This is a genomic window from Deinococcus radiodurans R1 = ATCC 13939 = DSM 20539 (genome assembly GCF_000008565.1).
GTDB classification, from domain to species: domain Bacteria; phylum Deinococcota; class Deinococci; order Deinococcales; family Deinococcaceae; genus Deinococcus; species Deinococcus radiodurans.
Map to the genome: position 1 here is coordinate 464768 of NC_001263.1, position 22767 is coordinate 487534.

Annotated in this window: 19 protein-coding genes; 6 read left to right on the top strand and 13 right to left on the bottom strand. The window is 67.6% G+C overall.

Going from position 1 to position 22767, the window contains the following annotated elements; all coding sequences use genetic code 11:
- Nucleotides 1–313 precede the first annotated feature (313 nt).
- From DR_RS02405 to DR_RS02425, 5 genes are read right to left on the bottom strand one after another with little or no spacing between them, the layout of a single operon-like run.
- Nucleotides 314–2674: a putative bifunctional diguanylate cyclase/phosphodiesterase gene (locus DR_RS02405; RefSeq protein WP_034349490.1), complete on the bottom strand. Its 2361-nt coding sequence runs from the start codon at nt 2672–2674 to the stop codon at nt 314–316.
- A 56-nt stretch (nt 2675–2730) separates the two neighbouring features.
- Nucleotides 2731–4449 (bottom strand): DNA polymerase/3'-5' exonuclease PolX, encoded by a 1719-nt coding sequence (locus tag DR_RS02410; protein WP_010887112.1) that lies wholly within the window; start codon nt 4447–4449, stop codon nt 2731–2733.
- On the bottom strand, nt 4446–5117 hold the full coding sequence (locus DR_RS02415) for a class I SAM-dependent methyltransferase (RefSeq protein WP_010887113.1): 672 nt from the start codon (nt 5115–5117) through the stop codon (nt 4446–4448). The genes DR_RS02410 and DR_RS02415 overlap by 4 nt, the downstream gene beginning before the upstream one ends.
- Complete coding sequence (locus tag DR_RS02420; RefSeq protein ID WP_010887114.1) at nt 5114–5674, bottom strand: Uma2 family endonuclease; 561 nt, start codon at nt 5672–5674, stop codon at nt 5114–5116. Before DR_RS02420 ends, DR_RS02415 begins: the two co-directional genes overlap by 4 nt.
- Nucleotides 5671–6453 (bottom strand): histidinol-phosphatase, encoded by a 783-nt coding sequence (locus DR_RS02425; RefSeq protein ID WP_010887115.1) that lies wholly within the window; start codon nt 6451–6453, stop codon nt 5671–5673. The genes DR_RS02420 and DR_RS02425 overlap by 4 nt, the downstream gene beginning before the upstream one ends.
- Nucleotides 6454–6514: 61 nt before the next feature.
- Between DR_RS02425 and DR_RS02430 the strand changes: the two genes are divergently transcribed.
- Both DR_RS02430 and DR_RS02435 read left to right on the top strand, forming a co-directional pair.
- A complete protein-coding gene (locus DR_RS02430) occupies nt 6515–7243 on the top strand; it encodes a TIGR00730 family Rossman fold protein (protein ID WP_034349488.1) in 729 nt (242 codons plus the stop codon).
- Nucleotides 7244–7281: 38 nt separating this feature from the next.
- Nucleotides 7282–8496, top strand: coding sequence for a TCR/Tet family MFS transporter (locus DR_RS02435; RefSeq protein ID WP_034349486.1), 1215 nt, complete (start codon nt 7282–7284; stop codon nt 8494–8496).
- 52 nt (nt 8497–8548) lie between these two features.
- On the opposite strand, the gene DR_RS02440 is transcribed toward DR_RS02435, so the two are convergent.
- The 3 genes from DR_RS02440 to DR_RS02450 form a co-directional block, all read right to left on the bottom strand.
- Nucleotides 8549–9235: an ABC transporter ATP-binding protein gene (locus tag DR_RS02440; RefSeq protein WP_010887118.1), complete on the bottom strand. Its 687-nt coding sequence runs from the start codon at nt 9233–9235 to the stop codon at nt 8549–8551.
- Entirely contained in the window at nt 9232–10392 is a 1161-nt protein-coding gene (locus DR_RS02445; protein ID WP_010887119.1) for an ABC transporter permease, read from the bottom strand. Before DR_RS02445 ends, DR_RS02440 begins: the two co-directional genes overlap by 4 nt.
- A gap of 186 nt (nt 10393–10578) precedes the next feature.
- Nucleotides 10579–12195 carry an ABC-F family ATP-binding cassette domain-containing protein gene (locus DR_RS02450; protein WP_034349485.1) on the bottom strand — a complete coding sequence of 539 codons (1617 nt, stop codon included), beginning with the start codon at nt 12193–12195 and terminating at the stop codon, nt 10579–10581.
- Between the two features lie 309 nt (nt 12196–12504).
- On the opposite strand from DR_RS02450, the gene DR_RS02455 reads away from it, so the two are divergent.
- The 3 genes from DR_RS02455 to DR_RS02465 all read left to right on the top strand — a co-directional run bounded on the left by DR_RS02455 (nt 12505) and on the right by DR_RS02465 (nt 15912).
- Nucleotides 12505–12816: a DUF485 domain-containing protein gene (locus DR_RS02455; protein ID WP_010887121.1), complete on the top strand. Its 312-nt coding sequence runs from the start codon at nt 12505–12507 to the stop codon at nt 12814–12816.
- A complete protein-coding gene (locus tag DR_RS02460) occupies nt 12813–14399 on the top strand; it encodes a solute symporter family protein (protein ID WP_010887122.1) in 1587 nt (528 codons plus the stop codon). Before DR_RS02455 ends, DR_RS02460 begins: the two co-directional genes overlap by 4 nt.
- Nucleotides 14400–14661: 262 nt before the next feature.
- Entirely contained in the window at nt 14662–15912 is a 1251-nt protein-coding gene (locus DR_RS02465) for a M24 family metallopeptidase (protein ID WP_027479553.1), read from the top strand.
- Nucleotides 15913–15985: 73 nt separating this feature from the next.
- Here the strand turns inward: DR_RS02465 and DR_RS02470 are convergent, their stop codons facing one another.
- Nucleotides 15986–18442, bottom strand: coding sequence for a transglycosylase domain-containing protein (locus DR_RS02470; protein WP_234944668.1), 2457 nt, complete (start codon nt 18440–18442; stop codon nt 15986–15988).
- 339 nt (nt 18443–18781) lie between these two features.
- Here DR_RS02470 and ttcA point away from each other — a divergent pair, with 339 nt between their 5' ends.
- Nucleotides 18782–19681 carry a tRNA 2-thiocytidine(32) synthetase TtcA gene (gene ttcA / locus DR_RS02475; RefSeq protein ID WP_010887125.1) on the top strand — a complete coding sequence of 300 codons (900 nt, stop codon included), beginning with the start codon at nt 18782–18784 and terminating at the stop codon, nt 19679–19681.
- Between the two features lie 85 nt (nt 19682–19766).
- Here the strand turns inward: ttcA and DR_RS02480 are convergent, their stop codons facing one another.
- From DR_RS02480 to DR_RS02495, 4 genes are all read right to left on the bottom strand, one after another.
- Nucleotides 19767–20294 carry a hypothetical protein gene (locus DR_RS02480; RefSeq protein ID WP_010887126.1) on the bottom strand — a complete coding sequence of 176 codons (528 nt, stop codon included), beginning with the start codon at nt 20292–20294 and terminating at the stop codon, nt 19767–19769.
- A gap of 16 nt (nt 20295–20310) precedes the next feature.
- Nucleotides 20311–21297 carry a prohibitin family protein gene (locus tag DR_RS02485; protein ID WP_010887127.1) on the bottom strand — a complete coding sequence of 329 codons (987 nt, stop codon included), beginning with the start codon at nt 21295–21297 and terminating at the stop codon, nt 20311–20313.
- A gap of 36 nt (nt 21298–21333) precedes the next feature.
- Nucleotides 21334–21726 carry a YchJ family protein gene (locus tag DR_RS02490; RefSeq protein WP_027479552.1) on the bottom strand — a complete coding sequence of 131 codons (393 nt, stop codon included), beginning with the start codon at nt 21724–21726 and terminating at the stop codon, nt 21334–21336.
- A gap of 94 nt (nt 21727–21820) precedes the next feature.
- Nucleotides 21821–22759 carry an SEL1-like repeat protein gene (locus DR_RS02495; protein WP_010887129.1) on the bottom strand — a complete coding sequence of 313 codons (939 nt, stop codon included), beginning with the start codon at nt 22757–22759 and terminating at the stop codon, nt 21821–21823.
- Between the last annotated feature and the right edge of the window lie 8 nt (nt 22760–22767).

Here is a 22767-nt window from a genome sequence, read left to right on the forward strand (position 1 = left end):
GGCCCCTCTCCGGCCCTTTACAGCTCCGGTTTCTTAACGCGGTCTGTGGCGCCGTCGCCCCCGCGTCCGCCACAGGGCCCGCCAGGACACACTTTTGATGACGGCCCCCCATCACTGCTGACCGGAAGACAGGTTTCTCTGTCAGAGTTGCCCGGTTTGGGACAGTAAGAATTGAAAAAATGGGATGTTGTATAGGAGCGTTGTCCTCGGAAAGCGTTCCCAACAGCAGCCAAAACTGTTATGCAAAGCTGATGTATAAATGAAGAGGTTGTCCCAGGGCTGTCAGAGTGCCCTCTAGACAGGAGTGACAGGCTCAGGCCGGCGGCAGGTCGTCGTAGCGCCAGCCGGGGCGCCGGTGGTGTTGCCCTTCGGCGACGAGGGTGCGGGCGGCGTGCACATCGAGGGCCGGGGAAAATAAGAAGCCCTGGCCCGCGTCACAGCCGAGGCCGCGCAGAGCGGCGAGCTGCCGGGGGTCTTCGATGCCTTCGGCCACGACTTTGAGGTTCAGGTTCTTCGCCATGGCGACGATGGTGCGCACGAGTTCGGCGTTGCTGTCGTTGTCCAGCATCCCCTGCACGAACGAGCGGTCGATCTTGAGCACGTCGATGGGATAGAGCTGCAAGTAACTGAGCGATGAGTACCCGGTGCCGAAATCGTCGAGGTGCAGCCGCACGCCGAGCTGCCGCAGCCGCTCCATGTTGCGCTGCACGTCGCCGGTCTGGGAAAGCAGGCTGCTCTCGGTGATTTCCAGATTGAGCCGCCCAGGGTCGAAGCCAGTGCGTTGCAGCAACTCCTTGACCCGTTCGTGCACGTCGGGCGCGGCGAGGTGCTGGCTGCAAAAGTTCACGCTGAGGTGGAGCGGCGGGTCGTGCGGGTAAAGCCGCTGCCACTGCACCAGCTCGCGGCAGGCGCGCGCCAGCACCCAGCGGTCGATGTCGGGCAGCAGACCGCTTTCCTCGGCAATCGGGGTGAAGTCGTCGGGCCCCAGCAGGCCGCGCTCGGGGTGCTGCCAGCGCACCAGCGCCTCGAAGCCCTCGATGCGGCCCCGGTCCAGGTCGAGCACCGGCTGGTAACGCACCCGCAGTTCGTCGGCGGCCAGGGCGCGGCGCAACTCGTGCTCCATGCGGTTGACGTGCAGGATGTGCTCGCGCATTTCGGGCGTAAACACCCGGTACTTGGCGCGTCCGCCGTCCTTGGCGCGGTACATGGCGATGTCGGCGTCGCGCAGCACCGCCATGGCCGAGTCGTAGTCGGGCTGGCTGTGCACGATGCCCAGGCTGGCCGACATGGTGACCTGATGCCAGCCGCCGGGCAGGCCGCCCGGGCCGGCCGCCGGCATCTGCATGGGCCGGCGCAGGGCGTCTTGAATGCGGGCGGCCACCTGCGCCGCCTGTTCGGTACTTTGCAGCGGCTCGAGCAAGATGGTGAATTCGTCGCCGCCCAGCCGCGCCACGGTGTCGGTGGCCCGCAGGCAAGCGCGCAGGCGCCGGGCCATTTCGACCAGCATGGCGTCGCCGGTGGGGTGGCCCAGGGTGTCGTTGATGCCCTTGAAGCGGTCTACATCGAGAAACAGCACGGCGTACTGCGGCCCGCCGGGCAGCTTGGAGCGGGCGATGGCCTGAGACAGGCGGTCACTGAACAGCGCCCGGTTGGGCAGCCCGGTCAGCGAGTCGTGCAGGGCGTCGTGCTGCAGCTGGCGCGAGAGCGCTTCGAGTTCGGCGGTGCGGGCCTCCACCCTTTCCTCGAGCTGGGCGTTGAGTTCGCGCAGGGCCTCCTGGGTGCGGCGCAGTTCGGTCACGTCGACGCCGTGCCCCAGGTAGAGCAGCAGCTCACCGTTCTCGTCGAACAGCGGAGTGTAGTTGCGCAGCTGGTAGACCGGCTCACCGTCCGGGCGCAGCATCCGTTCCTCGAACTGCACGGTTTTGCGCTCGCGCGCCGCCTCGTCCATGTGGCGCCCGCGCTCCGTGGCCAGCTCCGGGGGAAAGCCGCGCTCGGCCACGTACTCGGCGTCGGTGTGGCCCATGATCCACTCGCGAATCTGCGGGTTGCCGATGGCCGCCGGGTTGCAAAAGCGGTAGCGCTGGTCCGGTCCCAGCACCGCCAGCGAGGCCGGCAGCGCCGCGAGCAGCGACTCGTAGAAATACTGCCGGTCGGTGCGGGCGTTGTCGTCGGACTGACCGTGCAGCTCGGTGGTGGTGATCGACATCGCCACGTAGGCCGCCGTACTCTCGCCGCTCGCCGCGTGCAGGGGCAGCAGCGAGGCCTCGGCCAGTTGCAGTCGCCCCTCCGTGTGCCGCAGCGAGAGCGGCACCTGATGCAGCCGCTCGCCCTGCCACACCCGCTTGAGCAGGTTGCTCAGCCGCAGGTCCTCGAGCGGCGAACTCAGCAGCTCGGCGAGGGGCCGGCCCCGCAGGTCGTGGCTCCAGCCCAGCGCCCCGCACGCCTCGCTGGCGTGAATCACCGTGCCCTGGCGGTCGAGCACGAGCACCGGCAGGCTCAGCTTGTCGAGCAGGTGCTGCGCCCAGCCGGTCGCCTGCGCCGCGTCGCGGCCACGGTCGAGGGCGGCGCGCACCCGCCACAGCAGGTTTTGCCACTCCCCGAGGCTGGGCGGCACCTCGGTGCTGAGGCCAGCCTGCTGAAGCAGTTGATCGAGATTGGGAACCGAGCTGGGCATAGATGTGGGAGCCTCGTCACGTCCAGGCGGGCGGGGCCGACCTGAACACAGAGTCATTATGCACGGTCCGCCGGGCCGGGTGCTCCCCGCGCCGCTCGCTGCCGCGCCACAAAGTCCAGAAACTCCGCGCGCCCCAGCGAGTTGACGACGTGCGCGGGGGTCAGTCCCGCCTTGCGTGCCTGCATGACCCCGTAGCGGGCGTCACGCAGGCCGCCGGGCACGTGGGCGTCGGTGTTGATGGCGAACTTCAGCCGCTCCCGCCAGCGCAGCGCCTCACGCCAGTCGAGATCGAGGCGGGCGGCGTTGGCGTTGATTTCGACGACGGTGCCGTTCGCCTCACACGCCCCCAGCACCGCGTCCAAATCCAGCGCGTAACCGGGCCGGCGCAGCAGCAGGCGCCCGGTGGCGTGGCCCAGCACCGTGACCAGTGGGTGCGACACCGCCCGGATCAGGCGCTCGGTCTGCCGCGCCGCGTCGAGCGTGAAGTTGCTGTGGACGCTGACCACCACGTAGTCGAGTTCGCCGAGCACGTCGTCGGGAAAGTCGAGCGAGCCGTCGTCGAGAATGTCCACCTCGCTGCCCGCCACGATGGGCAGCCCAGCGCGCTGCAACTCGCGGATTTCCTTGAGTTGCTCGCGCAGCCGCTCGATGGTCAGCCCGTTGGCGTAATAAGCAGCTCGGGAGTGGTCCGCCGTTCCCAGGAACTCGTGGCCCAGGGTGAGCGTCGCCTCGGCCATCTCGCGGATGCTCGCGCCGCCGTCGGACCAGGTGGAGTGGGTATGAATCATGCCGCGCAGGTCGCCCACCGTCACCAGTTCGGCGGGGTCGGGGAGCGTTTGCCAGAGGTCGTCGTGCTCAGGCTCGCGGTACTCGGCGGGGCGGAAAGGGAGGTCGAGCGCATGGAACACGACCGCCTCGGTGGGGGTCGGCAGAACCTCGTCGCCGCGTGACAGGCCGCCCGCCGTGAGGGTAAAGCCCCGCGCCTGCGCTGCGGCCTGCACCTGACCCGCGAAGTGCTCGCCGCTCCGCAGCAGGTCGAGGGCGCCCCGCGCTTCGGCAGGCGCACAGGCGATTTCGACAGGGACGCCCTCATAGTCGCCGCTCAGCACCCCATCTCCCTGCACGGTCAGCTCCGGCAGCCGCGCCAGCACGTCGTCCGGCGTGCCCGTTACCGTCAGTTCGGCGGCGCGCACCGTTTCCAGGCCGCGCCGCACGTCGCCCGCGGGGGCAGGGGAGAGGTCGGTCAGCGCCCCGGCGAGTTCCTCGGCGACCGCCAGCCCCGCCCGCAGGGATTGCCGCTGCCGGGCCTCGAAGAGAAAGACGACGTTTTCCAGAATGGTCGCCGCACTTTTGGCCCCGAAGCCCTTGAGACCGGCCAGTTCGCCACTTTCGGCGGCCTCGCGCAGCCGCTCCAGCGAGTCGATGCCTGCCAGCCAGAGAGAGCGAATCTTCTTCGGCCCCAGCCCGCGCACGCCGAGCAGGTCGAGCAGGCCCGGCGGCAACTGCCCAGCGGCGGCTTCGAGCGGGGCGAAGGTGCCCGAGCGGGCAAAATCGCTCAGCTCGGCGGCGATACCCTTGCCGACTTTGGGAATCCCGGTGAACTCGCGCGCCAGCAGCTCGGGCGTTTCTTCGTTCAGTTCTTCCAGGCTGCGGGCGGCGCTGCGGTAGGCCCTCGACTTGAAGTCCTCGCCGCCCAGGATGTCGAGCAGGTCGGCGGTGCGTTCCAGCGCGTGCACGAGGCGGTGACGGGAAGGCGCGTCGGGCGGCAGGGTCATGCGCCCAGCTTACGCGCCACACCCAGTTGACGCGCCAGGACAAGGTGCCGCTCCTCGCGGTAGGGCATCCCCCGTACCGTCGCTTCCGCGTCCCAGTCAGCCCGCCGCGCCAGTTTTCCCATAAATTCGCCGCGCATCTGCCAGTCCTCCCAGGTCGGCGCGTGGGCCAGCACCGACACATGGTCTTCGGCCACGATGTCCCAGCCCACCGCCGCCAGACGCTCGGGCACTTCTGGCACGTTCAGGCGCGGCCCGACGTATAAAAAATGCGCGTCCGGCGCAGCAAGTTCGGGCAGGCGCAAAATCACTGAGGTCGGCCCTCGCCGCGAGACGATCAGGCCGAAGGGAGCGCCTAGCCCAGCAGGAAGCTCGCCCTTGCCGTTCCACTCGTATACATCGGCGTGCGGGGCGTTGGCGCGGGCCAGTTTCAGCAACTCCGGCGAGAAGTCGTAGGCCGCCCAGCGCGCCGCCTGCGGGCCGAAACGGGCGGCATCGGGACCGTGCCCGCAGCCCGCTTCCAGCACCCGCGTCTGCGGCGTGAGCAGGCGGCTCAGCCACAGGTCGAAGGTGAGTTCCGGGTCGGGGCCGCTCAGCACCCGCGCCCAGGGGTGCCGGTAGCCGCCGAGTTCGCGGGCGAGGCGGTCGTAACTTTCGCGGGAATGATTCACAGCACGCCGCCGAAGATGTCCTCCAGACTCAGGCTCATCTCCAGGCAATCAATCCATAGTTCGCCGTCCTGCACGACTTCGCGCATCTGCCATTCGGTTCCTTCACGGCGGTACTCCACCACCCGCCGCTCGTCCTGATGAACGATGAGGTAGCTTTGCAGGCTCGGCAAGGCCGTGTACATCGCCCATTTGCCCACCCGGTCAATCTGCGCGGTGGACGGCGAGAGGATTTCCACCAGCAGGCACGGCGCCGTTTCAGCCAGGTCGCTGCCTGTATCGGTGTCGCAGACGAGCATCACGTCGGGGTAATAAAACGTGTTGCGCTCCTCGATCCGCAGGCGCATGTCGGCCAGATGCAGCCGGCAGCCCTGTTTTCGGGCGTGTGGGTGCAACGTCGCCACGATATTGACCGAAATGGCCGAATGAGTGCGGCTGACCCCCGCCTGGGCGTGCAGCGGGTAGATGAACCCGGCCACGTACTCGTGCTTGACCGGACTGTTTTCCTCTGAGCGCAAGTATTCTTCCACGCTCATCGCTTTGAAGGCGGGGCCGGTCATGGCTGCATTTTACGGTGGCGAAACGTCACGGTTCGGCCCCCCACGTCCCGAATCTCCTTCACCGCGTCGGCAAAACGGAAGCCGACTTCGCCCGGTTGGTGGGCGTCGCTGCCGAGGACGAAGGGGATGCCGCGCTCCGCCGCCGCCCGCACGAGGTCGGGGGCCGGATACGCCTCCGCGACCGGCTTGCGCCAGCCCGCCGTGTTGAAGTCCAGCGCCAACCCCTGCCCGGCCACCACGTCGAGCGCGTGCAGGGCGTACACCGGGTCGGGGTCGAGGTGCCCGAACTTCTTAGGCAGGTCGAGGTGCCCGATAGCGTCGAACAGCCCTGAGCGGGCCGCGCCCTCCACCAGCGCGTAGTAGTCGCGGTACAGCCCGCCCAGGTCGCGCTCCTCGTACTCGGCCACGAACTCGGGATTGTCGAAGCCCCAGGCGCCGAGGTAGTGGACGCTGCCGATGACGTAATCCCAATCAAACATTCCCAGCACCTTTTCCACGAACTTCTCGGTGCCGGGGTGAAAGTCGGCTTCCAGTCCCAGCCGAACGTCGAGCCGCCCGGCAAATTCCTGCTGCACGGCCTGAATCTCGGCGATGTATTCGGGCAACTGCTCCAACTTCATCCGCCACGGCGCGTCGTACCAGCGCGGCATCGGCATGTGGTCGGTGAAGCACAGACCGCTCAGCCCGGCGTCCAGCGCGGCCTGCGCGTACTCGCGCGGCGTGCCGGTCGCGTGACCGCAAAGGGGCGTGTGCAGGTGCGAGTCGCAGAGGCCGGTCATGCCCCCAGGCTAGCGCCGCGTGCCCCCTTGCGTCCCCGCGCCCCGGAGCGCACCCTGCGGCATGGACAACGGCATCCCGCACTACCAGCTCGAGCACATGACCGAAGACGCCTGGCGGATGTTCCGCATCCTGGGCGAGTTTTCCATCGGGTTTGACCGCATGGCGCATCTCAGCGTGCCGCTCGTCACGGTGTACGGCAGCGCCCGCACTGCGCTCACCGACCGTTACTACGGCCTGGCGCAGACCCTGGGACGCGAACTGGTGGGGGCGGGCTTCGGCGTGGTCACGGGCGGCGGCCCCGGCATCATGCAGGCGGCGAACCAGGGCGCCTACGAAGCGGGCGGCGTCAGCGTGGGCCTCAATATCGTCTTGCCGCACGAGCAACGGCACAACCCGTACCAGACGCTCTCGCTGGAGTTCGAGTATTTCCACGCCCGCAAGGTGATGCTGGCTCGCTACGCCCACGCCTTTGTCGCCTTTCCCGGCGGCTTCGGCACCCTCGACGAGATGATGGAGATTCTGACGCTGGTGCAGACCCGCAAGATGCGCCCGGTGCCCATCTATTTCGTCGGTGAGGCGCACTGGCGCGGGCTGGTGGAGTGGTTCCGAACCTCGCTGGTCGAGAACGGGGCCATTGCCGCCGACGACCTGAAGCTGTTCAAGCTGGTGGACGACGTGTCGCAGATTCCCGCCGACGTGCGCGCCTACCACGACCCCGGCGCAGGCGACGGCTTCAAGCGCCCGACTGCCGAGGACACCGAGAAAGCGCAGGGCGAACAACCCACCTGAGCCTGCGCGCTGAGCGCCGCTCCACTACAGTGGGCCAGATGCCGCGTCGCCCGCCTGCCCTGCTCTTCATTTTGCTGACCGCCCTGATTGACGTGATGGGCATCGGCCTCATCATTCCGGTGCTGCCGGGGCTGGTCAAGGAACTGGCGGGGTCCGAGGCCGGCGGAGCGCGCTTTATCGGCGTGCTGACGGCGGCTTACGCGGCGATGCAGTTCATCTTCGCGCCGATTCTGGGCACGCTCTCGGACCGCTTCGGGCGCCGCCCGGTGCTGCTGCTCTCGCTGGCGGGGATGGTGCTCGATTACCTGCTGCTGTTTTTCTCGCCCAACCTGTGGTGGTTGCTGGTCGGGCGGCTCATTGCCGGAGTTACCGGCGCCAGCCTGACCGTCGCCAACGCCTACATCGCCGACGTGACGGCTCCCGAGGACCGCGCCAAGAACTTCGGGCGGCTGGGCGCCACCTGGGGTGTGGGGTTCATCCTGGGGCCGATGTTGGGCGGCTGGCTGGGCGAACATGGGCTGCGGGCGCCGTTCCTGTTTGCCGCTGGGCTGACCGCCTTGAACTTTCTGTACGGCCTGCTGGTGCTGCCCGAGTCGTTGCCGCCGGAAAAACGCGGCGCGGCGGGCGGCGGCACCCTCAATCCGTTTACGCCGCTGCGCGCACTGACCGAATACCCGCTGCTGCGGGGGCTGACCCTGACCTTCGTGCTGCTGGGCCTCGCCGGGCAGGTCATCGTGAGCACCTGGGTGCTGTACACCGAGGGCGTGCTGCGCTGGTCGCCGCTGCAAAACGGGATTGCCTTCGCGGTGTACGGCCTGCTGACGGCGGGCGTGCAGGCGGGGCTGATTTCGCCCTTCATCGCCCGCTTCGGCGAACGGCGCACCATCATGACCGGGCTGGTGGCCTCCACCCTGGAATTCGTGGTGCTGAGCGTGGCCCGCAGCGCGCCGGTGCTGTATCTGTCGCTGGTGGTGGGGGCGCTGGGAGGGCTCGCGCAGCCCGCCATGCAGGGCCTGATTTCGCGCCAGGTCGGCGAGCAGGAGCAGGGCCGCGTGATGGGGGCAATCACCAGCCTCAACAGCTTGGTGGGCGTCTTCGGGCCGCTGCTGGCGACGAGCGTGTTCGCTGCCGGCCAGGGCGCGGGCTTTCCCGGCGCGGCGTTCGTGCTGGGCGCGGTGCTGTCTATTCTCGGCACCGTGCTTATTCTCAGCGTGCTGCGCGGGATTCCGGGGACGGGGCGGGCGATGAAGTGAACAGAAAAAGCCCCGGTCAGACGGGCTGCCGGGGCTGCTTTTTATTCTGAACCTAGCTGAGCACCGTCACCTCGCCGTCGTGGACTTCCAGCCGGTGTTCGGCCAGCGCGGCGATGTCGCGGTCGTGGGTGATGAGGACCACCGTGCGGCCCGGACGGGCGGGGGCAGTGAGCAGCTCCAGCACGCGCTGACCGCTGTGGCTGTCGAGGTTGCCGGTGGGCTCGTCGGCGAGCACGATGGCGGGGTCGCGTACCAGAGCGCGGGCGAGCGACACCCGCTGCGCCTCGCCGCCCGAGAGCTGGTGCGGCAGGTGCCCGGCACGTTGTTCCAGCCCCACCTGCGCCAGCAGCGCCCGCGCCCGGTCGCGGCGTTCGCGGGGAGGCACGCCGCTCAGCGTCAGCGGAAACTCCACGTTTTCCTGCGCGGTCAGGATGCTGACGAGGTTGTGGTTCTGAAACACGAAGCCGTAGTTCGCCAGCCGGAAGTCGGCCCGCTGCGCCTCGCTGAGCGTGGTGAGCACCGTGTCGCCCACCTGCACGTGCCCGCTCGAGGGCTGGTCGAAGCCCGCCAGCAAATTAAGCAGGGTGCTTTTGCCGCTGCCCGACGGCCCCACCACCGCCGTCAGCCCCGCCGGGAAGGTGTGGGTAAAGGGCCGCAGGGCCACCACCTGTCCCTCACCGCTGGGATAGATGCGGCTGAGGTCCACCGTCTGAAGTTGCAGGTCGCCCGCGCCGGTCATACGCGCCCCAGGGCGTCGGTGATGGCGATGCGCCCGGCATTGCGGGCCGGCAGCAGGCCCGAGAGCAGCCCCAGCAGCAGGCTGATGGCGAGCGCGAGCAGCGTGAGCCGGGGCGTGAGCGCGGCGGCACTGATGTCGGCGAGTTGCTGGGTGTAGGCGTTCACGGCGGCAATGCCGAGCAGCCCCAGCAGCACGCCCCCCACCCCGCCGAGCAGCGAGAGCAGCAGCGACTCGGTGAGCACCAGCGAGCGCACGAAACTGGGCCGCGCCCCGAGGGCCCGCAGGGTGCCGAACTCGCGGGTGCGCTCGAAAACGCCCATCATCACGGTGTTGGCGACCGCCAGCCCGCCCACGATGAGGGCAATCAGCGAGATACCGAAGCGCACCGCGTCGCTGATTCGCATGGTCTTTTCCATGAAGCTCAGGAAATCGGCCTGGGTCTGCGCCTCCACGTTCAGCCGCTCGGCGATGACTTTGGCGGTGGCCTTCGCCTGCGTAGGGTCCTTGAGCTTCACGGCAATCATGGATACCCGGCCCGGCACGCCCTCGGCCTTTTGCTGCACCTCCAGCGGCAGAAAAATCATGTTGTCGGCCAGCCCCGTGTCGCCCTTGAGCACGCCCACCACCTTCACACTGGCGCGGCGGTTGAGGTTGAGGGTGCTGCCCAGGCCCAGGTGCAGGTTCTGAGACGCCTTGGCCCCGACGACCGCCACGTTCGCCTGCTCGTCGCCGGGCCGCAGCAGCCGCCCCTGCGCGCCCTGCACCGTCGGAAACACCGCGCCGATGCCCTGTGCGGGTGGCAGGCTGTACAGAATCACGCTCTGCGACGGGTCAAAGCCGCCGCGCACCGTCATCATCACCGGGGTCACGGTCTTGATGCCGAGTTCGGGCGCGAGTTTTTCCAGGTCGCCGGTCAGGCTCTGCGGCACGTTGGGCGTGAGCGACATGCCCTGCGTCAGCCCCGTCAGGCTCACCTGAATATCCGGCCCGATGCCGCTGAGCTGCTCGGCGAACACCTTGCGGATGCCCTCGCCGAGCGAGAGAAAGACCACCATGCTCGCCACCGCCACCGTGATGCCGAGCGTGGTCAGCGCCGTCCGCACCCGGCGCCGGGTCAGCCCGCGCCAGGCGAGTTGCCACAGGTCCGCCGTCTTCACCGTTGTGCCCTCATGGGATCAGGCTAGCGGCTGGGGCCGGTGACAAATAGGAGGCCAGCCGACGCTGTGGCGTGCTTAGAGCATTTGACACAAGAATGTTTTGCATTTTTGACCCTCTACCTTGATGGGAGAGGGCCTTGCGAAGCAAGGGGTGAGGGTGTCTTTTTCTGTCAAATGCTCCAGCCGTCATTCTTGCTCGGTCACCCCACCCCCGCCCACCGCCCACACGCGGGTCGCGGTCCGTTCCAGCAGGCGGCGGTCATGCGAGGCGAGCAGCACCGTGCCGGGAAACGCGAGCAGCAGGGCTTCGAGCGCCTCAATCATCGGCAGGTCGAGGTGGTTGGTCGGCTCGTCGAGCAGCAGGACCTGCGCCCGCGTCACGCTCAGGCGGGCGAGGCTCAGCCGGGTGCGCTGCCCGCCCGAGAGCGTGGCGAGGGCGGCCAGCGGGCCGGGCAAGCCCACCTGTGCGGCGATTTCGTGCAGTTGGTGTGGCGTGAGCGCCGGGTTGGCGTCCAGCAGGGCGCCCCCCACCGTGCCCAGCCCGCGCAGTTCCTCGCCGTGTTGCCCGGCCACGGAGCGGGTCAGGCCGGCGCCCCAGGTCACGGTGCCGGTGTGGGGCAACTCGCTCAGCACGGCCCTGAGCAATGTGCTTTTGCCGCCGCCGTTGGGGCCGGTCAGGGCGACTCTGTCACCGCGCCGGACGTGCAGATTGACACTGCTCAGCACCTCCTGTCCCTCGCGGGTTACACCGAGGTCACGCACCGTCAGCACCTCCTGCGGGCCGGGCGGTAGCGGGGGGAGGTCAAGGGTGAGGACGCGGCGGTCGTCGAAAGGTTTGGCGACCGCCCCGGCGTCCAGCCGTTCGAGTTGCCGTTCCATACTCCGCGCTCGCCCGGCCAGTGTATTGGCAACGTCTTGAGCCTTATTCTTGGCGGTCAGCAGCGGAACGTTGCCGGCGCGTTGGTGGCTGAACTTGTCGGCGCTGCGTCCGGCGGACTTCAAACGGCTTTTTTCCTGTTCCAGCGCCGCCCGTTTGCGCTTGTACGCCGCGTAGTCGCGCTGCTGCGCTTCTCTTAGGGTCGCCTTGAGTTCCATCGCCGCGCTGTAGTTGCCGGGATAGACCGTCAGGGCGCCGCGTTCGAGTTCCGCCGTGTGGGTCGCGACCGCGTCCAGAAAAGCGCGGTCATGGCTGGCGAGGATGAACGCCGCCCCAGCCGCCGCCGCCGCCAGAATCCAGCCTTCCAGCCACGCGGCGCCGTCCGCGTCGAGGTGGTTGGTGGGCTCGTCGAGCAGGTACAGGTCGGCGGGAGAGAGCAGCAGCCGGGCGAGCATCACCCGCCGCAACTGCCCGCCGGAAAGCTGCCCGGCGTCGGCCCCGGCGTCGAGGTGCAGTCCGGCGAGCACGCCGTTTGCCCGCGCCCCGAAGTCGTAGCCCCCGGCGAGGCGGTAGCGCTCCTCGGCGTCGGCAAAGGCAGTCAGGGCGGCGTCGCTGCCCTCAGAGAGCCGCTCCGTCGCCTGTTCAAAAGCAGTCCGCGCCCCGCGCAACTCGGGCGGGGTCACGGCATTCAGCACATGGCCCGCGCCGAGGTCGGTGTGTTGGGTCAGCAGGCTCACGCGGCCCGTGCGCGTCACATGGCCCGCGTCGGGCGCGTCGAGGCCCGCCAGCACGCGCAGCAGCGTACTTTTGCCGCTTCCGTTTTCTCCAATCAGGGCGAGGCGTTCGCCCGCCGCGAGGTCGAGCGTCACTCCTGCAAAAATCGTCTGGTCGCCGTATCTCCGGGCAACCTCTCTGGCACGCAACATGTTTTCTCCCAGCAAAGTCAGGCCCGCTGCCCGCAAGAGGCGGCAGGCGGCATCAACCGTCAAGACTGGGTCAGAAGCGCAAGAAAGGAAGTCCTTTGAATGAGCGAAGGCCAGAGCACCGGGGAGCCCGGAGTCAGCCGCAGCATAGCCGACCCGCTGTTCCGGAAGCGGGAACGAAGTTCTTACACCCGGTCCATTGAATTTGTGTAAAGAGAAATCTAATCTAAGGAAGTCCACACAATTTCGCCGCCGGGCGCGCGGGGCTTTGGCCGCCTGTCCGCCTCTTCTTTTTTTCCCAGGAGGACTCTCATGACGGTTGCCCCGACGACCCACGTTCCCCCCGCGCGCCCTGCGGCGTACCGCGAACTCGTGCGCCAGCGCAACAGTTTCACAGTCGCCATGACGCTGACGTTTCTGGTGCTGTACTTCCTGCTGCCGCTGCTCGCCGGGTACAACAAACCGCTGATGGCGACCAAGGTGTTCGGCAACGTCACCTTCGGCTACGTGCTGGCCTTCCTCGAATTCCTCATGGGCTGGGTAATGGCCGCGATTTACGTGCGTAAGGCGCGGACGTTTGACCGGCTGGCGCTGGAAGCCCAGGTGCCGGGGGGCGGGGCATGACCTTTCTGCTTGCGGCCCTGATCGTGCTCATTACCCTGGGCGTCACCTTCTGGGCGTCGTCGCGCAACACCTCTGCCGGAGACTTCTATGTGGCGGGCGGCAAAATCAGCGCCACCCAGAACGGCATCGCGATTGCCGGGGACTATATGTCGGCGGCGAGTTTTCTGGGGATTACCGGCCTCATCGCCCTGAACGGCTACGACGGCTTCATGTACTCGGTGGGCTGGTTTATCGCCTACCTGACGGTGCTGTTCATCGTGGCCGAGCCGCTCAGGAACCTCGGCAAATACACCCTCGCCGACATGCTGGTGTACCGCCTCAAAGACCAGCGGGTGCGCTTCTACGCGGCGTTTTCCACCATCACCGTGTCCACTTTCTACATGATCGCGCAGGTGGTCGGCGCCGGGTCGCTCATCTCGCTGCTCTCGGGCGGGCTGCTCAAGCCTACACTTGCTATTCCGCTCGTCGGCCTGTTGATGATCGTGTACGTGGTGGTCGGCGGGATGCTGGCGACGACGTGGGTGCAGATCATCAAGGCGATGCTGCTGATGTTCGCCACCATCGTGATGAGCGTGCTCATTCTCGCCCGCTTCGGCTTCTCGTTCAGCGACCTGCTCGGGGCCGCCACCGACAAGAACGGGGCCGCCTTTCTGGAACCGGGCCTGAAGTACAAAAACCCCCTCGACCTGATTTCGCTGTGCCTCGCGCTGGTGCTGGGCACCGCCGGGCTGCCGCACATCCTGGTGCGCTTTTTCACCGTGCCCACCGCGCAAGACGCCCGCAAGAGCGTGGTCGTGGCGATGGGCCTGATCGGCGCCTTTTACATCATGACCGCCCTGATGGGCAACGCCGCCAACGTGCTGGTCGGCAAGGACACCATCGTGGCCGCCAACCCGGCGGGCAACATGGCCGCGCCACTGCTCGCTCAGGCGCTCGGCGGGGGAGCCGGGACGCTCGGCGGCGAGTTCGGCCTCGCCTTTGTCACCGCTGTGGCCTTCGCCACCATCCTCGCGGTGGTCGCGGGCCTGACCATCAGCGCCAGCACGTCGTTTACCCACGACATCTACAACGGCGTGATGAAAGGCGGCAAAGCCAATGAGCAGGAGCAGTTCAAGGTCGCCCGCATGGCGACGGTCGCCGTGGGTCTGCTCTCCATCGTGCTGGGGCTGCTCGCCAAGGACCAGAACGTGGCCTTTCTGGTCGCGCTCGCCTTCGCCATCGCTGCCAGCGCCAACCTGCCGGTGATTCTCTACACCCTGTTCTGGCGCGGCTTCAACGCCAACGGCGCGGTGTGGGGCATCGTCGGCGGCCTCGCCGTGACCCTGGTCCTGATTGCGCTGAGCCCCAACATCATGAGCGTGGACCCGCCCGAAAAGACCACCGGACGCCACCCGGTGCAGCGCACGGCGATTTTCCCGCTGGAAAACCCCGGCATCGTCAGCATTCCCGCCGGGTTTGCCCTCGCTGCCCTGGGCGCCCTGCTCGGCAAACGCCGCCCGGAAGACGAGCGGAACTTCGAGGAAATGCAGTACCGCGCGTACACCGGGGCCGGCATGGACGGCACGGTGGCGGCGCACGACTGATACGAATTGCGGTTGAATCGCTCAGTTTGAGCGATGAAATCCGACTTGTAAAGCTGCAAAGCAGAGCGGAGCGAGTAGCAAAAAATACGTGCTGCGGGAAATGGACTAAAACCCGGCGCTTTTCCGGGTTTTAGGGAATTGGACGCAGTACGTATGAAGCTGGCCGCAAGTTGGGCGTGTGGACGGTCCCCCTTCCGGTGTGGAGGGGGACTTTTTTGGCGCAAACTCCCCCTCGGCTCATCTCCGCTGCTACCTTTTTCCCATGTCCACTCCCATTCCTGCCATGCAAGCGGCGCTCGCTGCCACCGACCTCGACGGCTGGCTCGTCTACGACTTTCAGGGCCTCAACCCCCACGCCCGGCGGGTGCTGGGCATCGGCGACGACGTGTTTCTGACCCGGCGCTTTTTCGTGTGGGTGCCGCGTGCGGGCCGCGCCGTCGTGCTGCACAACCACATCGAGGGCGGCAACTGGAACCGCATCACGCAGGAGTGGGACGCCGAGCTGCGGCCCTTCGGCTCGCACGCCGAACTCGACGCGGCGCTGCGCGGGGTGGTGTCGGGGCAACGGTTGGCGATGGAATACAGCCCGAACGGAGCCGTGCCCTACGTGAGCCGGGTGGACGCGGGTACGCTGGAGCGGGTGCGGGGGGCCGGGGCCGCCGAGGTGGCGAGCAGCGCCGATTTGCTGCAAGCCTTTCTCGTCTGGACGCCCGACGACCTCGCCGCCCACCGCCGCGCCGCCGCGCTGCTGATGCGGGCCAAAGACGACGCCTTCCGCCTGATTCATGACCGCCTGCGCGCGGGCCAGAGCGTGACCGAATGGGAAGTGCAGCAGCTCATCATGGACCAGATTCGGGCGGCGGGAATGCAGGCCGGGCACGACGTGAACGTGAGTTTCGGGGTCAACGCCGCCGACAGCCACTACGAGCCGAGCGAGCAGCGCAGCGCGACCCTGCACCCAGGCGAGTGTGTTCTGATTGACCTGTGGGCGCAGGAGCCGGGCCGCCCCTTTGCCGACGTGACCTGGGTGGGCTTCGCGGGTGAGCCGGGCACCGAATACCTGGACGCCTGGCAAGCGGTGCGCGCGGCCCGCGAAGCGGCGCTGGAGCTGCTGCGCTCGCGCTTTGTCGCCGAGGGCTACGGGCGCTTGCAGGGCTGGGAACTCGACCGCGCGGCGCGCGACGCGATGGGGGAGAGGTGGGCGCCGCACTTCCTGCACCGCACCGGCCACGACCTCGGCGTGCAGATTCACGGGGCGGGCGCCAACCTCGACGACTACGAAACCCGTGACACCCGCACGCTGACGCCGGGGCTGTCCGTCACGGTGGAGCCCGGCACCTACCCCGCTGCCGCTTCTCCTTCTGGTCAGGGGGGCTTCGGCATCCGCTCGGAGGTGGACGTGTACCTTGCTCCGGACGGCCCCGAAGTCACCACCGACCTGCAACAGGCGCCGTTTATCCTCGGCGTAGGCGACTGGGACGCGGTGCGGGCCGCCGGGTACGGGGAGCAATAAGAGCAAACGGGAGAGGGTGGAGAGTTAATCGCTCTCCACCCTCTCCGCTTTACTTATGGCCTCGGCGGCAGCGTCAGCTCGGGCGGTAGCCAGGGGTTGGTGCTGTCCTGCGGGGTCGGGGTGGTGGGCTCGGTAGGCGTGGCCGAGTCGGTGGGATCCGGAGCCGTGGTATCCGGCGCCGCGCCTGGAATGGGCGCCCAGGTGGCGTCACCGGACGGCGGCTCAGTGGGCGCGGAGTCGCTGGGCACCGGCTCAGTCGTCGTCGGGGGCACGTCGGGCAGCGGGTCGCTGACGGGGGGCTCGTTCGTCGGCGGTTCGCTCGTCGTGTCGCCCCAGGGCGTGGTCGTCGGGGCGGCGGGCTCAGTGGGCGCCGTGGCCGGCACGTTCGGGATGGGAGCGCTCGGCGGGGTGATGTTTGCCGGGGCAGCGTTCGTCTGGTCCGTCTGCGGAGCGGTGCTGGGCTGCGGCCCGCTGGCGTGGTCGTCGCGGGCTGCGGCGGCTCGGGCGCGGTGACGGCGGGGGGCGTTGCGGKNCTCGTGGCGCGGCGGCTGCCGTCGTGGCGCACCGGGTCCTGGTCGGCGTTTTCGGTCAGGAAGGCCATGTTCAGGCGGTAATAGGTGCGGTAGACGATGCCCCCGGGCGGAATGAAGGTGGCCGTTTCCCGCCCGGCGAGGGCGCCTGCCGTGGCCGCCTGCCATACCGGGGTCGGCACCTCGCCGCTGTAGGCCCAGCTCGGCAGCGTGCCACCTTCCTGCTTGCCGACCCACACCGCGCCGCTTGTCAGTGGGGTCACGCCCGCGAACCACAGGTCCTTGACATCGTTGGTGGTGCCGGTCTTGCCGCCCACCTGCCAGCCGTCGATGCGGGCGCGGGTCGCCAGTCCGCCCTGGTAGGCGCTGAGGTCGTTGACCACGCCGCGAATCATGTCCAGTCCCAGCCACGCCACCCGCTTGTCCCACACCCGCTTGCCCACCGGGTCGGGGCGTTTGTAGAGCACCTTGCCCTGGGGGTCTTCCATGCGGCGCACGGCGCTCGGGGCGTAGTAGAGGCCGCCGTTGGCAAAGGGCGCGTAGGCCGCCGCCATTTGCAGCGGGCTGGCCTCCAGCGTGCCGATGCTCAGGCTCAGACCGCCGTCGCTCGGGGGGGTCAGGCCCAGCTCACGCAGTTTGGTTTCAAAGGTGGGAATGCCGAGTTCCTGCGCCATTCGCACGGTGGGCAGGTTGAGGCTGTGGTTGAGGGCGTAGCGCATGGACACGTACACGCCGGTCCAGGTGCCCGAGTAGTTTTTGGGCTGGTAGTCGCCGGCAATCGGGGCGTCCAGAACGGTGTCGCTCTGCTTCCAGCCCTTTTCCAGCGCCAAGGTGTAGAGCAGCGGCTTGATAGAGCTGCCCACCTGTCGGCGGCTCTGGGTGGCATTGTTCCACTCGTTCGGGCGCCCCGAGCTGAGTTTCTGGCCGACGAGCGCGAGCACCTCACCGTTTTGCGGGTTGACCTGCGCCAGCCCCAGCGTGGCCCCGTCGGGCAATTGCGCCTGCTGACTCGCCCGCTCGGCGGCCTGCTGGGCTTGCAGGTCCATGCCGGTGAAAATCTTGCCGCCCCGGTACAGCGTGCCCTTGCCGACCTTGCCCGCAAGTTCGCGCTCGACTTCTTGCAGGTAGGAGAGGTAACGGTACTGCTGGCCCTGCGGCGTCATGCTCGCCAGGTTCTCGGCGAGGCGCTCGGGGCGCTCCAGTACGGCGCTGCGCAGGGTGCCGTCGGTCTTCCAGCCCAGGCGCCAGCCCGCCGGGTAAATCGGGGTGATCCACGCCTGCTCGGCCTGCTGCTTGGTGATTTGCCCGTCTTCTACCATGCGTGAGAGCACCGACTTCATCAGCGGGCGGTAGGCGATGAAGTCTTTGTAGCGGCGGTTGGGCGCGGGAATGATGGTCGCCAGATACACGCTCTCGGCGAGGTTGAGGTCCCAGGGTTCTTTCTTGAAATACGCCCGCGCCGCCGCCCCCGCGCCGATGATGTCCTGCGGCCCGCCGTCGCCCCAGTAGATGACGTTGAGGTAGGCATTGAGAATCTGGTCTTTGTTGAAGCGCCGGTCCACCTGATACGCCAGCACCGCTTCCTTGAACTTGCGCTCGGCGGTGCGCGCCCCCCCGAGGTCGGAGAGCAGCGTGTTTTTCACGACCTGCTGGGTGATGGAGCTGCCGCCTTCCAGGTCGTTTCGCAGCAGGCCCTTGAGCAGCCCGCGCGTGACCCCGATCACGTCCACTCCTTTGTGGGTGTAAAAGCGCCGGTCCTCACTCGCCACCACGGCTTTTTGCAGCCAGGAGCTGATCTGCTTGGGCCCCAGCAGCTCGCGGTTGACGTTGGTGCCGCTCGCCAGGCTGGGGGTCAGCGTCCCGATCAGTTCTCCCCGGCGGTCAAAGACCCGCGTCTGTCCGCTGAAGTTGATCACGTCCAGGTCCGAGACTTCGGGCAGGTCGCGCCCCCACATCAGCCACATGCCGCCGAAGGTCAGCCCACCCGCCAGCAGCACCACGCCGATAAGGGTGGGCAGGCACCCGCAGCCCCGCGCTGTCTGCGGAGGCGGGCGTCTACGGGGCGTGCCCTGCCCTGGCCCCGGTGCCGGGGGTGTCGGCGCGGGCGGGTTCGGGGCGGGGACAGGGGTGGGCGCCGGAGGCTGACCCTGGGACGAGCGCGACATACCTGCACAGCATAGACGGCGAATCTGAAGGTTGCGTCCGACCTTTGGTTGAGACGCGGGGCCTACGCCCGTGCTGGGGAGTGGGGCAGCGGCGCCCTTCTCCCACCCTGTCCCCTGTTACCAGTCCCCTGCTACCATAGGCCCCGTTCCCGCGCCCGGCGGAGGTAAACCACCATGACCCAAGCCCTGACCCCGACTGTTTCCAACACTGCTCAACCCGACCCGGCCCGCCTCCTGGCCCCCATCGTGCGGCAGGTGGGGCAGGCCATCGGGGATTACCGGATGATTGAGCAGGGCGACCGGGTGATGGTGTGCCTGTCGGGCGGCAAGGACAGCTATACGCTGCTCGACGTGCTGCTGCACCTGCAAAAGAAGGCGCCGATTGACTTCGAGGTGGTGGCGGTCAATCTGGACCAGGGCCAGCCGGGGTTTCCCAAGGACGTGCTGCCGCGCTACCTGACCGCGCTCGGCGTGCGGCACGACATTCTGACCGAGGACACCTACAGCGTGGTCAAGGAAAAGACGCCCGAGGGCAAGACCACCTGTAGCCTGTGCAGCCGCCTGCGCCGGGGCATCCTGTACCAGCACGCCCGCGAGATCGGCGCGACCAAGATTGCGCTCGGGCACCACCGCGAGGACATTCTGGAAACCCTGTTCATGAACATGTTTTTCGGAGCCCGCCTCAAGGCGATGCCGCCCAAGTTGCAGAGCGACGACGGCACCAACGTGGTCATTCGCCCGCTCGCCTACGTCGCCGAGGCCGACATCATCCGCTACGCGCAGGCCCGCGAGTTTCCCGTCATTCCGTGCAATCTCTGCGGCGCTCAGCCCAACCTGCAACGCAAAGTCGTGGGCGACATGCTTGAAGGCTGGGAGCGCGAGCATCCGGGGCGGCTCAACAACATCCTGCGCTCGCTGACCCGCGTGACGCCGAGCCACCTGCTCGACCGTGAGCTCTACGATTTTGCGTCCCTCAGCGTGACCCCGGCGCAGGGTGACACCGGCTTCGATGCCGAGAGCTTCCCTGAGCGCGAGTTCATGGCGGGGCTGAGCGAGCTGAGCCTGTTGCAATAGTCCGTTTGCAAAGTCGGTCTGGATGCCCCCTCACCCCTTGCTTCGCAAGGCCCTCTCCCACCAGGGTAGAGGGTCAAAAGCATATTTATTTTCTTACTCGCAATTCTTCCGCTCCCGCCCCGAATCGTTCGCGCAGGAAGCGGCCCTGGGTGAGCAGGCGGTCTGCGGCGGCGTGGTCGCGGCGCAGGGCTTCGTGGACGCCGTCGGTCATCAGGGCGAGTTGCTCGTCGAGCAGTTGCTCGGGGCTCTGACCCTGCGCGGTGAGCTGGCGCCGGGCGCCGTCGGTCAGGTGCAGGTAGGCCCGCAGGGTGTCGGGCAGATAACTCTGGCGCGTCTGGGCGAGCAAAAAGCGGGTGCGGGTGTCGGCGCTGCTGCCCTCGCTTAGGCCGTCGTGGACGAGACACAGCAGCTCCCAGGCGTGGCGGCGAGCCGGCTCGGGAAGGGCGAGCAGTAGAGATTCGCTCACGGGTTCAGCAGGGGCTACCGGGTCGGGCAGCATCGGGGAAGCCGCCGGGCCGGGGAGCGGGGGCTGCTGGCGCTGCCGTTGCTGGTCCCGGTAAGTGACAAACCCGATGACACCGAAGACCACCAACAGAATCAGCACTGCGCCCATAGCTCTATCCTAGCGTTCAGGGCTGCCCCGCGCCGTTGCCGTTCTGACCATTGGCGTTCGCGGCGCGCCCGAGGTCTTGCAGGTTGAGCAGGAAGTTGCCGTCGGCGGGCAGCATCACGGTCTGGATGCCGGGCGAGAGCTTTTCGGCCACCGTGAGCTGAATCAGTTGCGGGTTCTCGCGCAGGGCCTTGCCGCGCAGCGAGAGCGCCTCGGCCTCGCCGCGTGCGGTGGCGACTGCCGCCTTCGCCTTGCCCTCGGCGTCCACGACCGCCTGCTGCGCCGAAATCTGGGCCTGTTGCAGCCGGTTTTTTTGCACGGCGACCTGCTGCTCGGCGGTCTGCTTTTCCTCGATGGCCTTGGCGACCGAATCGGGAATCTTGAGTTCGCGCAGCAGCACCGAGTCCAGCATGAGGTTGTTGCGGCTGAATTCTTCGCGCAGGGCCTTGGTGACGCTTTCTTCCACCTGTTTGCGCTCGGTGGAAATCAGCTCGGCGGCCCCGAATTGCCCGATGGCGTCGCGCACCTTGCTTCTGACCTGGGGCCGGATGACCGTGCGCTGGTAGTCGTGCCCGAGCTGCTTGTGCAGCGCCGCCGCCTGGTTGCGGTCGATGCGGTACTGCACCGTCACCTCCGCCGTGATGCCCAGCCCTTCCTTGGAGCGGGCATTGATGGCACCCTCGTCGCCGTCGCGCGCGGTGTTCGAGAGCGTCACTTCCTGCAAGCGGGCGTCGTAGAGGTTGAGCTGCTGTATTCCCGGCACCACGAAATGCACGCCTTCTTGCAGGGTGCTGAGCTGGCCGCTGAGTTTGTTGAAGCCGACGCCCACGAATCCCGCCGGCACCACCCGCACGCTCTGAAACAGCAGCACGGCGGCGAGTGCGAGCCCCCCGAGCAGCAGGGCGCGGTTGGTGGTCAGGCCGGGGCCGCTGGGACGAACACCCGGCACTCGCTGGCGCTTGGGGTTCGCGTTGTCTGGCGTCGTGTTGTCGGGGCGCTGGGTCATGCCTCCAGTACGCGTGGGCCGGGAAAAAAGTTCCGTCTACTCGGCGGCGTCCAGGTACACCCAGCGCCCATCAAGCTGCACGAAGCGGCTGCGTTCGCGCATGTTGTGGGGCTGCCCGTCCGGGCCTTTCATGCTCGCCGTGAACTCCACCTCGTCGCCCTCCGCGCGGTGAATCCGCAGGCCGGTGTACTTCACGCCGTCGTTGAGGTCGAGTTCGGCGGGCACGGTGTCCGGGTGCCACGTTCGGCGCACGTAGTCGGCGTCGGCCAGCGCGTAGGCCGCGTAGCGCGAGCGCATCAGGGCTTCGGGGGTCGGCGCGTCCCGCTCGCCGGTATGAAACGGCTGACAGCAGGCGGCGTAGCTGCGCCCACTGCCGCAGGGGCAGGGCTTGAAGGGAGGCCAGAACTGGGGGCCAGTAGGACGGGACATGGGGGGATGGTAGTGGGGAGACCGGGACAAGGCAAAGGGCTGTCCCGGAGGCGCTGGACTGCGCTCCATTCCGGCGCAGTCGGCAAAGAGCGGCTCAGACCCGGCAGCCGACTCGCCAGGTCAGGTAACGCTGATACACGGCTGGGTCGAAGACGTTCTGATAATCGGCTCGACTGATCTTTTTTTCGCACTCCAGCTGCATCAGGAGATAAAGCGTGCTTTCGGCCTCGCCCTTGTCGTTCTTGACCGCCGCGAGCCGCCGTTTGAGGAAGGTAGCGGCCAGCTTCGGCTGGGCAGGAAAACCGGGGTGATCATCGGCCAGGACCAGGGCCATCTGGACCCACATGGCCGAATTGTCCGTACGCCGGGCCATCTCCAGCGCCCTGGAATAATCGTGTGAGTCGAGATAAATACCCATCAGCCAGTCCAGCGCCGTGGTGTCTTTGGGCTCGAGCTTCAGGATTTCTTCCAGGTAGGCGCGGGTCTGCTTGGCGCTGGGCTGGAAACCGGGCAGACGGAAGTCTTCGCGTTCCGGGTTGGTCTGCCGCGCCAGTTCCAATGCCGCTTCCGCTCTGACGCTGCCGCCGGAATGCTGGTAGGCCCGCTGAAGATAACGGGCGGCCAGCCTGGGGTTCTTTGGCTGACCGAGCAAACTGTATTCGTACACGTTGAACAGAAACAGCTCTGCGCTGGCAAATTTCTGGTCGGCGGCCTTCGTGTACCACTGCATGGCTACCCGGGCGTCTTGTGGGGTCCCCTGACCAGTCGTAAAGAGGTCGTAGGTCCGGGCATACATGAACTGCGCCAGGGGGTCGCCCGCTTTGGCCCGCGCGGCGAGCTTGGTCCGCCACCCTGGAAGTCGCTGCACCTCTACCTTGCCCAGCCCGACATCCAGCACCCTGGCAAAAGCCTGCGCTTCGGCTGGGGTGATGCGGGTGGTCAGCGGATACTTCGCCGCCTGACCCGGCAGTGGAAAAGTGGTCTGCGCCGAGGCAAACCCGGAGAGACACAGTGCCAGGAGCAGCCGTTTCATGGCCTCAG